This is a genomic window from Furfurilactobacillus milii (genome assembly GCF_009863985.1).
Lineage (GTDB): Bacteria > Bacillota > Bacilli > Lactobacillales > Lactobacillaceae > Furfurilactobacillus > Furfurilactobacillus milii_A.
On record NZ_WEZT01000019.1, the window covers coordinates 20,872 to 35,787 of the forward strand.

General features: G+C 44.9%; 12 protein-coding genes. 7 read left to right on the forward strand and 5 right to left on the reverse strand.

Annotated elements, in window-relative coordinates; all coding sequences use genetic code 11:
• Window positions 1-15: 15 nt before the first annotated feature.
• Entirely contained in the window at window positions 16-816 is an 801-nt protein-coding gene (locus GB992_RS09025) for a Cof-type HAD-IIB family hydrolase (RefSeq protein ID WP_161002151.1), read from the reverse strand.
• A 289-nt stretch (window positions 817-1,105) separates the two neighbouring features.
• Between GB992_RS09025 and GB992_RS09030 the strand changes: the two genes are divergently transcribed.
• From GB992_RS09030 to GB992_RS09050, 5 genes are all read left to right on the forward strand, one after another.
• The gene (locus GB992_RS09030) at window positions 1,106-1,993 is read left to right on the forward strand and encodes a polyphosphate kinase 2 family protein (RefSeq protein WP_161002152.1); all 888 of its coding nucleotides are present in this window, start codon (window positions 1,106-1,108) and stop codon (window positions 1,991-1,993) included.
• A gap of 22 nt (window positions 1,994-2,015) precedes the next feature.
• Complete coding sequence (locus GB992_RS09035; protein WP_161002153.1) at window positions 2,016-3,542, forward strand: Ppx/GppA phosphatase family protein; 1,527 nt, start codon at window positions 2,016-2,018, stop codon at window positions 3,540-3,542.
• Window positions 3,543-3,643: 101 nt separating this feature from the next.
• A complete protein-coding gene (locus GB992_RS09040) occupies window positions 3,644-5,806 on the forward strand; it encodes an RNA degradosome polyphosphate kinase (protein WP_161002154.1) in 2,163 nt (720 codons plus the stop codon).
• Between the two features lie 39 nt (window positions 5,807-5,845).
• Window positions 5,846-6,865 carry a Ppx/GppA family phosphatase gene (locus tag GB992_RS09045; protein WP_225439185.1) on the forward strand — a complete coding sequence of 340 codons (1,020 nt, stop codon included), beginning with the start codon at window positions 5,846-5,848 and terminating at the stop codon, window positions 6,863-6,865.
• On the forward strand, window positions 6,862-7,251 hold the full coding sequence (locus GB992_RS09050) for a VOC family protein (RefSeq protein WP_161002156.1): 390 nt from the start codon (window positions 6,862-6,864) through the stop codon (window positions 7,249-7,251). Before GB992_RS09045 ends, GB992_RS09050 begins: the two co-directional genes overlap by 4 nt.
• Window positions 7,252-7,374: 123 nt before the next feature.
• Here GB992_RS09050 and GB992_RS09055 read toward each other — a convergent pair whose 3' ends face one another.
• Window positions 7,375-8,067 (reverse strand): DUF4811 domain-containing protein, encoded by a 693-nt coding sequence (locus GB992_RS09055; protein WP_161002157.1) that lies wholly within the window; start codon window positions 8,065-8,067, stop codon window positions 7,375-7,377.
• Window positions 8,067-9,536 carry a DHA2 family efflux MFS transporter permease subunit gene (locus tag GB992_RS09060; protein WP_161002158.1) on the reverse strand — a complete coding sequence of 490 codons (1,470 nt, stop codon included), beginning with the start codon at window positions 9,534-9,536 and terminating at the stop codon, window positions 8,067-8,069. Before GB992_RS09060 ends, GB992_RS09055 begins: the two co-directional genes overlap by 1 nt.
• A gap of 237 nt (window positions 9,537-9,773) precedes the next feature.
• Here GB992_RS09060 and GB992_RS09065 point away from each other — a divergent pair, with 237 nt between their 5' ends.
• Together GB992_RS09065 and GB992_RS09070 are read left to right on the forward strand one after the other, a co-directional pair.
• Complete coding sequence (locus GB992_RS09065; RefSeq protein WP_161002159.1) at window positions 9,774-10,481, forward strand: hypothetical protein; 708 nt, start codon at window positions 9,774-9,776, stop codon at window positions 10,479-10,481.
• Between the two features lie 60 nt (window positions 10,482-10,541).
• On the forward strand, window positions 10,542-11,477 hold the full coding sequence (locus tag GB992_RS09070) for an alpha/beta hydrolase (protein WP_191989550.1): 936 nt from the start codon (window positions 10,542-10,544) through the stop codon (window positions 11,475-11,477).
• 163 nt (window positions 11,478-11,640) lie between these two features.
• On the opposite strand, the gene GB992_RS09075 is transcribed toward GB992_RS09070, so the two are convergent.
• Together GB992_RS09075 and GB992_RS09080 are read right to left on the reverse strand one after the other, a co-directional pair.
• Window positions 11,641-13,263 (reverse strand): ABC transporter permease, encoded by a 1,623-nt coding sequence (locus GB992_RS09075; protein WP_161002161.1) that lies wholly within the window; start codon window positions 13,261-13,263, stop codon window positions 11,641-11,643.
• Entirely contained in the window at window positions 13,256-14,194 is a 939-nt protein-coding gene (locus GB992_RS09080; RefSeq protein ID WP_161002162.1) for an ABC transporter ATP-binding protein, read from the reverse strand. The genes GB992_RS09075 and GB992_RS09080 overlap by 8 nt, the downstream gene beginning before the upstream one ends.
• Window positions 14,195-14,916: the final 722 nt, after the last annotated feature.

Consider the following 14,916-nt stretch of genomic DNA (forward strand, 5'->3'; position numbering starts at 1 on the left):
TGGTTCCGTCAATTTTTAGAAGGCAAACGTTTCTAAAAATTGAGCGACACCGTCGTCATCGTTGTTACCCGTAACGTCGGTGCCCGCCGCTTTGATTTCGGGTTTGCCATTATCCATAACTACGCCAACTTTGGCTGCTTTCAACATACCTAGATCGTTTTCAGCATCACCGAATGACATCAGGTTATCAAACGTCATGTTGTAGTGTTTCAACAAAGCGCTAAGGCCAACATGTTTGTCCATGTCTTTATCCAAAAATTCAAGAATCTTTGGTTGTGAGCGAACTGCGTGATATTTGGCTGTCATTGCCGGCGTGAGGTTGGCAACGGCATCGTCCAGTACGTCTGGGTCGTAGGACATGACAGCCTTGCTGTAGTCACCCTCGGGTAAGTCTTTGAAATCACGGTGAGTAAAGGTTAACCCCGCGTTGAGCATTTTTTCGTAATAGGAGTTAGGCAAGTCAGCCAGTGGCCAAACCTGTTCAAAGTCCAAGACGTCGAGTGGATAGTGGTGTTCACTGCAGTAGTCGTGGAGTAAGGATAAATTTTCCTTTCTAATGCCTTGTTGAAATAGCTTTTGGTGGCCCACATTTTGAATAACTAATGCGCCATTAAATGTGATGGTGTAATCGTCTTCGTTAGTAAGACCAAGCTGTTCAATATATTTCCAAATGGCGTTGATTGGTCGACCAGTACAGAGCACCACTTTGATGCCTTTCTGATGGAGTTGTTTTAAAATCTTTTCATTACGTGGACTGATTTTTTTGTCACTCGTCAATAGAGTGCCGTCTAAGTCCAAAGCAACCATTTTAATCATGAGAATCCTCCGTATTTGTGGACGATGCCACCGTGTTTTCAGTCTAATTCGTAAGGACAACGAACACTGACGAATCAAACAAACTTACATCATAACGGTAGCATAGTTTGTTCACTCGAGAACAAGTTTTTCGACAATTTCCAAAAAGGGGCGTGTTTTTGATTAATTTGATTTAACTTTGTTAGGGAAGCCAGTAAAATAAAGTTAGCAAGAGAATTGCTAAGAAAATTGGCAGGAAGTTAACATGAAACGGCCAAGGATTTTAGCAAGAAAGTTGGGAGTGGGTAGGATGAATTATGAAAGTGAATATCGTTTTGATGGTAGTGAACGGCTTCATTTAAAGAATCAAGCAACCAGTTTGCCAAGCCCCGTGCCAGACAAGGATAAAATCAAGGCTCAGTTAGCTGACAACATTACGAAATTGGCCGATCTCCAGTCGCGTTTATATGCACAATCTAGCTATGGTGTGGTTGTGCTGTTGCAAGGAATGGATGCGGCTGGTAAGGACAGCATGATTCGTCACGTGATGAGCGGTTTAGACCCAGAAGGGACATCAGTGGTGAGCTTCAAACAACCAACGAGTAACGAGTTGGCCCACGATTATTTATGGCGAATTTCTTCTGCACTCCCACGTCGCGGCAGTATTCAAATTTTCAACCGCTCCCAGTATGAGGACGTGTTGATTAGCCGTGTTCATCCTGAAATATTATTGGGTCAGCATTTGCCTGGCATTAACCAGCTTAGCGACGTCACGGATGACTTTTTTAATCAACGTTTTCGTGACATCACTCACTTTGAAGAATATTTAAAGCACAACGGTTTTATCATGGTGAAGTTCTTTCTCCACTATTCGCGGGACGAACAGAAACGTCGGTTTGAAAAACGCATTGAAGTGCCTGATAAGAACTGGAAGTTTTCCGCGGCTGACATCAAGGAACGTGCCTTTTGGGATGATTACCAAAAGGCCTATGAAGATATGCTGAATCACACGGCTACAAAGGAAAATCCGTGGTACATCATTCCATCGGATTCTAAATGGAATTCACGGATGGTTGTTTCAGACATTTTAACGACCAGATTAGCGGCCTTGAAGCCAGAATATCCAACGGTTACCGACGAACAAAAACAGCAGTTGCATGAAATTTTGAATCATTTGCAAACGGACAAAAAAGCGTGAAATAAGTAAGAGGGGGGATGTCATGGCCAAAGGAAGTTTATATGGCGCAATGGTGATTAGCGCGCAGGACATGCAGCTAATTATCGTTGATGTTAAGAGACAAGCAGTCATTGAGCGGGTCAGTGCACCCATTCATCTAGGCAACGATTTGTTTGCGGGGAAACGAATTGACCCGGAACGGTCTGACGAAGTTGTCACGATTCTTCAGCGTTTCTTGCAATTGCTGAAGGATTATAACGTGACGGATTATCGCCTGGTGGCCTCACATACAATTACCAGAGCGGAGAACATTGATTATATTCGTGATCACATCTACATCATGACGGGCGTGACCTTGCATTTTATGACGGTCAATGAGGAATCGCTGTTTTCTTATGAAGCAGCGCAGTTGTTGTCCAACTTCAACGAACTCATTAGTGGTCGAACCGTGTTGATGCAAGTTGGTGCCAGCATGGTGCATTTCATGATGTTTGTTGATGGGCACTTAACGTTAACCCGGGAGTTGTTCCTAGGCCCGCTTCAAGTTGCGACCCAGTTGCAGAATTTAGAGCATAAAGTGGAGTCCTATCAGGAAGTCCTTAGCGATTATTTGCATTCAAAGCTAGTGAGTCTATATCAATACTTACCCGATGAGCCGTTTGACAAGGTTATTTTGATGGGTTCCAAACTGAACTTGTTGGAGAACCTTATTCCCAAGGGTAAACGGTACGTTCAATTAAGTCGCAAAGACTTCGATAAACAATTCCAGTCAGTTGTACAAATGACGCCGCAGGACATGTTGAACCAAAACAATCTACCGGCTGACCAAGTTAATGAGGTGTTACCACTTTTCCTATTACTGGATGAGGTCTTCAATCATTTGCACACAAAGTCCATTCACTTAACTGACTTTAAAGTGATTGATGGGTGTGTCGTAGATGAAGAAATGAGTCGGAAGAAACATCCACGGAATACCGATGCGGTCAGTCAGGTTATGCTGGGGGCCGCTTATGAGTTGGCGCGTAGATTTCACGTCGATGAACGGCACCAACAGTCTGTCGTGTTGTTTGCAACCCAGCTGTTTGACCGTTTGAAGAAGATTCATGGATTGGGTTCTCGTGAGCGTCTGCTACTCCAATTGGCCGCTATTTTGCAGGACAGTGGTTTGTTCATTGATAGTACGCAACATGCTTTTCACTCCGAGTACATTATTAATCACTCCGAAATGTTGGGCTTGCGCGCTGATGAACAGGTGGAAGTGGCCGCTATTGCCCGGTACCACAGTTCTGAAACGGTATCGGCTGATTTGAGCCGTTTTAACATCACAATGGATAATCGGTTAGTGATGGTAAAGCTGGCGGCTATTTTACGTTTGGCAGATGCGCTAGATGACAGTCGGCTGCATAAGATTTCTAAAATCAGTGTTTCTATCAAGAAGCCAGAGATCATCATCCATGCCACCGCTAATGATGACATTGAGTTGGAAACTTGGACTTTCAATGGCAAACGTAAATTCTTCGAAGAGGTTTACGGCATGACGCCGATTTTGAGGAGAACTGGTCGATTTTAGTGGTGTATCGATTTTTAAAGAACTGCTAAGCGGCAGTGGCGAAATGACACGTATTCGGTTTGAATCAATATAGGAGAGTTGAACCGACAGGAGGGATAAGGATGGATTTTTCAGATCCAAGTTTATATGTCAACCGGGAGCTAAGCTGGGTTGACTTCGACGACCGAGTATTGGAAGAAGCGCGTGACAAAAATAATCCTTTGCTGGAACGAGCACGGTTTATTGGGATTACGCAAAGTAACTTAGATGAATTTTTCATGGTTCGTGTGGCCTCACTGCGGAAGATGGAAGATGTTAATTACACCAAGCCAGATGTGTCGGGGATGCAACCTAGTGAACAGCTGGAAGCAATCAGCGAAAAGGTTCATCAATTGGTTGAGAAACAATATAGTACGTTAAATCGGTCAATCGTGCCCCAGATGGAAACAATTGGTATTCATTTGCGTCAGTATGACGAATTGAATTCTGCTCAGGTCAGTTTCCTAACACAGTATTTCCGTGAAGTGTTGTACCCAGTGCTGACGCCAATGGCAGTGGATGTTTCCCGGCCATTTCCGTTTATCAGTAATAATACATTAAACATTGCTTTGCGGTTGGTTAAGAATACCAAGGATGAAGAAAGCGGCAAAAAGGAACACCGTTTTGCAACGATTCAGGTACCTGATACATTTAACCGAGTGGTTAGTTTGCCTGGCGCGAACGAGTTTATCTTGTTAGAAGAAGTCATCAAGCACTTTTTGGGTGAGTTATTTTCTGGCTTTAAAGTGAAAGAGGCGCGTGCGTACCGTGTGATTCGCGATATGGATTTTGACGTGACCGAAGAAGATGCCAGCGACCTACTAAAGGAAGTTGAACATGAACTAGCTGTTCGCGATCATACGCAAGTTATGCGTTTGGAAATCGAAGCTGATATGTCTAAACAGTTGAGAAAACAACTGATTCACGATTTGCAGGCACGAGAAAAGGACGTTTATGACATTAAGGGTCCCATCGATTTGCGCTTTTTGAGCAAGCTGGTTAAGCAGGTGAAAGGACACAGCGAATTGATGTATCCGTCGTTCACCGGTTATATTCAACCAGCGTTGCGACAGGATAATCTGTTTGACGAAATTAAAAAACGCGATATTTTCGTTCAGCATCCGTATGATAGTTTCGATCCAGTCGTGAAGTTTGTGCATGAAGCGGCGACAGACCCTGACACGTTAGCCATTAAAATGACGCTGTACCGGGTTTCTTCACAATCACCAATCATTAAGTACTTGGCTCAGGCCGCACGTAATGGGAAACAAGTTACCGTGCTTGTGGAATTAAAAGCACGTTTCGATGAAGAGAATAACGTGAAGTGGGCACAAATGCTTGAACGTGAGGGCTGTCATGTTATTTATGGACTGGTCGGTTTAAAGACGCACTGTAAGTTACTGTTAGTCGTTCGTCAAGAACCCGACGGCATCAAACGATACATGCACATGGCAACGGGGAACTATAACGATGTGACGGCGCACTTATATACTGACATGGGCCTGTTTACAGCAGATCCACTGATGGGCATTGACGCTTCAAACATTTTTAACATGTTGTCGGGGTTTAGCGAGCCTGATCACTTTGAACGGGTAGCTATTGCACCGACGACGTTACGTGGCTTCTTGTACGATCGCATTGATGATGAGATCGCCAACGCTAAGGCTGGTTTACCGGCGGCCATCAAGATGAAGATGAATTCACTGTCCGACAAAGGTATGATTGAGAAATTATATGAAGCCTCGGCCGCTGGGGTTAAAATAAGCCTGATTGTCCGCGGTATCGTATGTTTAAAGGTCGGTGTGCCTGGTGTATCTGATAACATTACCGTTCATTCGATCGTTGGCCGCTTGCTGGAACACAGCCGTATCTATGACTTTTATGCGAATGGCGAGCATCAATTGTACTTATCATCAGCTGATCTGATGACACGTAATATTAGCCGTCGGGTAGAATTACTCTTTCCGATTCTCCAAGATGATATTAAGGAACGGGTAGGCCACATTTATGATCAAATGTGGCATGATAATGTCAAAACGCGCGTGTTACATGCGGATGGTACGTGGCAAAAGGTGGACCGGCGTGGTTTGGCACCATTAGATGTTCAGGATAGCTTGATCAAAGAGGCAGCTCGTAAGTCTCAGGCAGATGCTAAGCTGGCAACTAGTCAACCGCAGACGCCATTCGTACCGCTGATGCGGCCTTTGGATGAAGTGGCTACTGATGACGATTCTGATGACGAGTAACTTGAGATTAAATGTTGAGCGAGTTTGATAAGGAGGGCAATTGTGGAAAATTTTGCGGTCATTGATTTAGGCTCCAATTCGTGTCGGATGACAGTTACGGAAATCAACGACGATGGTAGCTTTAAACGTAGCCAAATGAGCAAACAGTTTGTCCGTTTGTCAGAAGACATGGGACAGTCTGGCGCGTTACAACAGGCGCCAATGGATCGAACCATTGAAGCACTGAAGGGCTTTTATGAAGAATATTCACAACTCCCCAATCTAACGCTAAAGGCTGTGGCAACGGCGGCGGTCCGCAATGCATCCAATCAAAAGGCGTTTTTGGATCGGGTACGTTCAGAGGTTCATGGCTTAAACATTGAAGTGATCTCCGGTACGGAAGAAGCGCATTACGACTATCTAGGCGTGATCAATACGTTACCCGTGACTAACTGCGTCATTATGGATACCGGTGGTGCTTCTTGTGAATTGGTTTTGGTTCAAAACGGACGGGAACAAAATTTAGTGAGTTTGCCATTTGGTTCAGTCAACTTGTCGGAAACCTTTTTAAAGCACGGCTTGGATCAGCTCGCTGCAGTTGACTTATTTAGACTGTCGACAGCCGTTCAACGATTATTCAATGGACTGTGGTGGCTGCAACGGGGACAGAATTTACCGCTCGTCGCATTGGGCGGTTCAAACCGAACCTTGGCAAAGATTCGGCGAAAACAAAAGAATGTGGCCGACTTTGAGGATATTCATGGTTTTCGCATGAGCGTTTCCGAAGTTGACAATGTTTACGCAGAAATTATTGAACATAACTTGGCGGAGCGAAAGGCTATTCCTGGTCTCTCAAAGGATCGCGCAGATATTATTGCGGCAGGGATTACGCCAATTGTTACAATTATGCGATTCTTGGATGCCGGCCGTGTTATTTTCTCGGAGAATGGAGTTCGTGAAGGCATTTTGTATGAACATCTTGATCAGTTGCGGGCTAAAGGGAAAATTGGCAATAAAAAGGATAATATTTCCAACACCAAAAAGAATGCCGGTAGCCGCAAGAAAGCTGACAAAAAATGAGTGCGTTTGAAATTGATCATTTTGTCCTTACGGTGGCCAATGTTGAGCGGAGCGTGAAATTTTATCGGGACCGGTTAGGATTGACCATTGAACAATTTGAGGATGGTCGGACAGCGATTCGATTGTCTACGCATCAGAAAATTAATCTTCAGATAAAAGCCCATCCTCATTTACCGGTAGCTGCGCAGCCGACGTTTGGTAGCAGTGACTTTTGTCTCATGACGGATAAGACACCGAACGCTTTAGTCACATGGGCAGAGCAGCAACATTTAATTATCGAAACTGGTCCTGTGGTGCGCCACGGTGCAAGGGGGACGATGACATCTTTATATGTTCGTGACCCGGATCAAAACTTGGTGGAGCTAGCGGCTGTGGGAACGTTGTAGTCGTTTCCAGCGGGACCTATCGCAGAAACGCCATCAAGAATAAGAAAAGAGTGGCAACTTAACGTAACTAACAGTTTATCAATTCGTTAGTTAAGCTAAGTCGCCACTCTTTTTAAATGTTTTTTATTTTAGTTGCGCTTTAATTACGGCGATTGTTGTCTTCTGAATCAACGCAGAACGTTTTGCAGCAGACATTTTAGGATCTTTTTTAACGGCCTGAGCTACCTGTTCAGTAACCTTTGCCTTAATCGCTTGTTGTTGGGCAGGTGATTTCATAACTTTGGCAAGTTGTTTTGCCTCAGTGGTGCTAAGACTTAACCACGTTTGTGGCAAACGGAATGTGTAATCACGATGGGAAACACGGTTTTGCTCGCCAGAAAAGGCAAACAGCGCATGTTGCCAATCGTTACGATATTGCCAACGAGTGGTGGTTACGGTTAAAGTTGCCTGATCGCTCGTCGTTGTTTTTAGTTTAGAGCTGACATGCTTAGTTGGTACTGCCTGCGGTTGGGCTTGCGATGTGTTGGTCCGGTACAGATAGACCTTTTCTGTCCCATTGCCTAATGGTTGATAGAGAAAGACATTAGGCACACTAGCTGGTTGATTCGGAATACTGGAGACCAACGTTGATGTCGTCCGTTGATGCGTTTTTATCATGCCGTACTGAAAATTGTCGTTTGCAATCAGTAAACCAATCATGCCCAAGAATAAAATTAGGAAAACACCAATTAGCCAGCGGCGTAATTGATGACCATTGAGAAGCACGACGGCCCAAAATAACCCAAGCGTTGCAATAATTAATGTGATAATGACCATTATCCACGCCTCCTTAAGTTACCTGGTTTAATGCGGAAGGCTAGTACGAGGCCAATTAATGCAAAGATCGTTGCGGTAAGGAAGGCCGCATGATACCCCGCTAGTGTTGCGGATAAAGCATGTGTTCCGTAAGTAAGGGGCGTGCTGTGCAGCAACGACTTAGCTGGCATGTTTGAGTTGGTCACGTTTGTTAACACGGAAATGAGGATGGCCGTTCCCATTGACGAGAAGACCTGACGCCCGGTGTTGTTAACAGATGTTCCGTGACTCATGAGGCTTAATGGTAAAGCGTTCATGCCAGTGGTTGTCACTGGCATCATGACCATTGAGATTCCAAACATCCGGATGGTGTACAGGATGGTAACGAAGATAATCGGTGTTGTTTCCGTCAATGTGACGAAGAACGCTGTTCCAATCGTCAGTAAGAACATCCCAGTAATTGCCAAACGTCGTGCGCCAATGCGGTCGAAGATGCGACCGGTAATGGGAGTCATGATTCCCATCATTAACGCTCCGGGCAACAGAATCAATCCAGAATGAAAGGCTGATTCACCACGAACTGTTTGAATATAGAGCGGTACCACCATTTCGGCGCCCATCATGGCCATGTTAACAACGGCCACTTCAATTACAGACAGGGTATAAATCGGTGATTTGAACACCCGTAGTTGCAGTAGCGGATTTTCAATTGTCAGTGATCGCCAAATGAATAAGCCAACGAAAATAATCCCGACAATCAGTGTGATATACACTTTTGGTGCAGTCCATGAGCTAGCCCCAACACTACTGAATGCGTAAAGCATGCTCCCGAAACCGATTGTGGACAGTGCGACGGATATCCAATCTGCGCTGGTCTTCTTGGTTGGAAAAATCTTGCGCATGGTGAAAATGGCAAGAGTGAAAACGATGACTGGGAATGGCAAGATGACGACGAACAATGCTCGCCAAGAGTAGTTCAGCAATAACCATCCAGACAAGGTAGGTCCAATAGCAGGTGCTAATCCGATAACAATTCCAGCCAAGCCCATTGCTGAGCCACGACGCTCAGGCGGGAAAATTGTCAGCATCGTTGTTTGAAACGTCGGTGCGGTGATTCCAACAGCGACGGCTTCAATCAAACGGCCGGCTAGAAGCACGCCAAACGTCGGCGCAATCATACAAATAAAGGTTCCAACAAAGAAAATGGCCATCGCGGTTAAGTACAGTGCTTTGGAACTATACCGTTGCAGAAGAAATGCAGAAATAGGGATGGTAATGCCCATCGCTAACATGAATCCGGTAGTCAACCACTGAACGGAATCGGCGTCGATATTGAACGTGCGCATTAGGGTTGGAAATGCGGTGGTCAGGGTCGTCTGCACGATAAATGTGCTAAATGTCCCGATGAGCATTGTGATGATGAGAAGCAAACGGTTATAAGGTTTGCCATTGGCATCAACCACTTTAAATTCGGATGATGAATTGGACACGAAAAAGCCTCCTTGTGAACAACGTTTATGTAAACAATTATAAAAATCGTTTTGACAATGAAATAGATAAGTGACACTAACGAAGACAGTGATTGCCTCAGTCAATTATGAAGTTGGCACAGTCAGACACGTTAGCGCTAAAATAGATTGAAACATACATTCGAAATGATGAAAGTCCAAACGAAAATTATACGCCATTTACTGAAAAAATGTTAGTAAGAGGGCCGGAGGCAGATCGTGACAACAATGACCACTATGATGAATCAATTAAAACGCAATCGTTTATTTTGGCTACTATGCGCTTGTGCCATCGTATTGCCGCTTGGTCTCACGAGCTGGCTAGCGTCATTACGTGGTGTTGAGTTTGCAACGGTTGTGCCAATATTAGCGCAAACACGCGTTTTTGTGTTCTTTTTATCATGGGTTGTGCCTGGCATTTTACTTAGCCTGGCAAAAAAGGAAAATGGCAATGTGACGGGCAAACACCGCTGGCAAAACGTCTTTTTAATGACGCTTTGTGTTGATATAGCATTGATGGTCGTTAATCAAGTGACATTACTAACTACTGGAACACTATTTTTAGGACACACCGTTGCCTTTCCTTGGCAACAATACTGGCAAATGCAATTAGGTCTGTTCCCACTGATAGCAAGCGGTCAGGTGATTTATGAAGTCATTGGCATTCATAAGGCAAGCTACACGGCGACAATGTGGTGGTCGCTAGCCGCGACATTTGGGTTAACCTTTTTTATTGCCGTTGGACGGTTAATGTTTGACTGGTCGCAGCAATTACGATTAATATCAGTATTTAGTTTAGTGAGCGCGGGCTACTGGAACACTTGGAATCAGGTATTGGCGAGTTGGATTAGCAGTGTGATTACTTGTGTATTGGCAGTAGTAATTAGTTACTATTGGCTCGGCAGGCACGAGCATTCGTCAAAGTAGTGTTCAAACGGCAATGGTGCCGCACTCAGGGATTGGAGATTGACAGTGAAAAAGAGAACAATGGTCAGTTTGGCAGCGCCGTTTGTGATTGCAACAGGCGTTGCCGGCATTTCAGAACAACTGTATCGGTACGCCTTCAACCGCGTAAACAAGGTTCCTGAAACTTCGAAGGAAAAGCAGAAATATGCAGATGCCTACTACGGCTATGTTGACTGGCTACGTAATCAGCCAACGCAGGCTTGGCATTTGCACGAAGATGATGCTGCGCGTAAATTAGCAGCTACTTATTTAGCAGCTGATGTGCAAACGACGGACACGGTGATCATTTCACACGGTTACAAGGGCAACGGCGAGACGATGGCCAACTACGCGAAAATGTTTCATGAGTTAGGGTATAACGTATTGTTGCCAGATGATCGGGCGCATGGCCGCTCAGCAGGTCGCTACATTACGTTTGGCTGGCTGGACCGCTTGGATTATTTGGATTGGATTCAGCGCATTATCAAAGAAACTGGTCAGGATGCGCGGATTGTCTTGTTTGGTGTGTCGATGGGCGGCGCCACGGTTGAGATGATGAGTGGGGAAGCCCTCCCAGAGCAGGTACGTTGTATCATTGCGGATTGTGGTTATTCCAGCATTGACGACGAGTTGGTGTACTTGCTCAAACGGAATTTCCATCTACCAAAATACCCGTTTTTGCCAGCGGTGAACGCAATCAATCGACGCAAACAAGGGTTTAGTCTGACGCAGGTTTCATCGGCCGAGCAACTCAAACATAATCGCCGGCCAATTTTCTTCATTCATGGTGAAAAAGATATTTTCGTTCCTGCGGAAATGCTGGCAGCCAATTATGATGCGACTCAGGGTCCAAAGGAAAAGTGGATCGTGAAAGATGCGACACATGCTGAAAGTTTCTGGATTGATCCAGAGGCCTATCAACAACATGTCAAACAATTTCTCGATCAGTATTTGACCTATCGATTGCCACAAGAATAATTGTTGGCTAGGTTATTGCTTAACGATAGATATGTGGCCATTGTCTAATTTAAAACGCTTCATCCCGCCATTTTTTTGTGACGACGGGATGAAGCGTTTTTGTGTTCAGCGTAGCGGGAGACGGCTAGATGAGTTATAGTCTTTTTTCTTTTACATTTAAGAGTTAGTTGGCACTATTCAGATCACGCAACTGATATCCAATCAATCCTACAACAAATAAAACTGCGGCTATCCCGGTTTGCCACCAGAATACAGACCAGTTCAGCGACGAAGCGGGCACATGACCAATGAATCCAAACGGAGACAATCTAGTTGCCCACTGAGGTAGATTAAATAAGCGACCGAAGTAGTTCATCACAAAGGTTGCGCCAAGGTAGAGCCAAACAAGGCTGCGTAGTTTAGGCAGCCAACCAACGAGGAGTGCACCGGCACCTAAGAAAATGAGCAGTGGTGAGATGTTGGCGAGTAAACCATGAATAAACAATTTGTTGGCTAGTGGATGATTAAGAGCCATGTTAGCCGCAACGGCCAAACCACCAACGGCTGCCACAAGTGCTAATAAACTGGTGACGATGCCCCAAAGGCTGAGGACCAGGTTAAGTCGGAAACGGGAAACAGGACGGGCATGCAACATTTCAAGCAGCCCCCGTTGTTCATCAGTAGCGATTCGATAAATAATTTGTAAACCGGGAATGATTGCGCAAACCGTGAAAATGATCATTAACAGGGCAATAAATGATTTTAAAACTTGAGCAGTGGCCAACACGGCAGTATGAGGATCAGCTAATAGTTTTACCGTAATTGGATTCGACTTGAGAATGTCAGCAACGGTGTTAAAAACGGAACCGTACATTGCCCCAAAAATAAAGAGACCAATTACCCAGGCTAGGATAGTATTGCGCTCTAACCGACCCACTAGTGAAACTGGTCCGCGAAGAAGGGGGCTGGCATGACGCCGACCAGGTCGGGTGGCCAAAATGCCGGCGTTAAGATCACGGCGTGCGCGCAGCATGATTGCGAGGGCCGTTAAAACGACAATAGTGATCAGCATTAACATGGCCGGAAGCCAATTATTGCTACGGTACGTTTGCAACTTTTCTACCCACCCTAATGGAGAAAGCCATGTGTAGCGGGGATGGGAAACATCGGTTAACATGCGTCCCAGATAGACAATGCCAAAAAGCAGATAGGCGAGACTTGTTGCGGCACGGCTACTGGATGTTAGTTGTGCACAAACGACGGCGAGTAGTCCAAACATCAGACCGCTGAGGCCAAGGGTGACACCAAGAACGAGATTGCCACCCGTATTTGTGCCATTTAAACCAGCAACCTGCAGGCCGCCTGAGTAAAGTAATGCTAACAGGCCGTTTGCAACCACCAGTTCACTAATTGCTGCCATCATCGTGGCATAAGGGTCAACATAGCGCGCTGACACTAGTTCCGTCACACCGCTATCTTCATCACCACGTGTCAGTGCAATGGCTAATGAATAGTTCATAATGACCCCGAAAATGGCCATAAACACCGTCATTTCACCAGCAAAGACATCAGCGGAACTGTACGGGCCATGGGGGAGACGGCCAAAAAGTGAAATCATTGCCGGCGTATTTAACGTTGCCGTAATTTTTTCAATGGCGGTTTTGCTACCGTACAGATTATTGAACTTGGCAGCAATGCTTGCGAATAAGCCTCCCAGTGCAATCAGCCAGATCAACAACTTAAGCCAATCGCGCCGGAGATTGATCCGCAATATTTGGCCTGTTTGAAAGAACGGTTGTTTAGGCATCGGGACCATCTCCCGTCTTGGAGTTCACAGGCTGCGCATTTTCACGGCCATAATAGCGTAAAAATAGGTCCTCTAAAGTTGGCGGGGTGCTTCGTAACGTTAGGATCTGACGATCGGCTAGGTATTGAGTGATTGCAGTCATGGCGTCTGAATCGACTGCAAAAATTGCCGTAGTTGAATTAGTTTGTTTGAGCTGATGAACGCCAGATTGATTGCCTAAATCAGTCAATGGCGTTTTAGTGGTCACTGAAATTTGCGTGCGGGTCAAGTGTTGCATTTCAGTGAGTGTACCTGTTTCAATGATTTGGCCTTCGCGGATGATACCAATGCGATCACACATTTGTTCAACTTCTGACAAAATATGGCTAGACAGCAAGATTGCTTTGCCGGCTGCTTTTAAAGCTTTTACTTCGTCCTGAAAAACTTGCTCATTGAGTGGGTCGAGGCCAGATGTTGGCTCGTCGAAGATATATAAATCGGCTGTTTGCGATAAGGCGGCAATCAGGGCAACTTTCTGACGATTCCCTTTGGAATAGGTGCGCGCTTTCTTACCAGTATCGAGTCCAAACGCCTTAATTAGCTCATCCGTTCGTTTAGAATGTTGCTGGTGACTGAGCCGGAGAAATAGGTCAATAATTTCGCCGCCGGTAAGATTTGGCCACAGATAAACGTCGCCGGGCACATAGGCGATGTTTTTATGAATACTGACCGCGTCGTGAAAAACGTCTTTGCCAAAAATTGTAGCCGTACCACTTGTTGCTCTTAAGAGACCAAGTAATGTGCGAATCGTTGTCGATTTTCCGGCGCCGTTTGGACCAATAAAACCAAATACTTCACCGGGTTGTACGTCAAACGAAACATCGTTTAGTGCTTGAAATTTACCAAATCGTTTTTGAAGATGGGATACGTGAATTACTGGGGATAATTGCATGGTTCAACGCCCCCTTTAGGCAGATGAAATTGCAGTTGAAAGACTTACCAATTTGCAGGTTAAATATCCTGTCGCTGTCAGTGTAGAGTGCTATTCTAGGGGTGTCAATTTTAAAATTTTGCGGGACTTTAAATAATCGACTTAACCACTAATTCAGGTCCAAGTATGACATTATTTTCAAATCTGTTAATTAAATTTACGAACTTCCGTCAAGGCTTTGGTAATATAGGACTGAAATTGATTAAAATGGGTTTGCTATGCGCATTTAGATGGGATGGTGCATTACAATCTATTGCGGGATAGTCAATTAGCATGATTGAGTGAGAAATGAATGGTTTTTAATATTGTTTGTGAGTTGACGTCGTGTATTAAAGTGTCCATGTGGCAGTTCTATCTCTGCGTATGTGCGTACATGATAAATGACAATTAAATGGATTTATTTGCGTTGTCACGACCGTGCGAGAATAGTCTTCGAGAGCTGTTTTCGAGTGCCGGCTCGGCGGCGTTTTTTCCTTTGATAGGCATTAAAACGGCCAGCCTATTACAAACAACCTTAAATAATTAGCAAAAAAATGCTGTTAACGGCATAAATAATTGATTCAAGCAACGGAAGGCCAATTATTTTACTTATACCGTCCTCATTATGTAACGAGGTAAACAACTTTTAGTAATGAAGCTGCAATTGAATGGCGATAAGACAAGATATTTTGGCGACGGTTTGC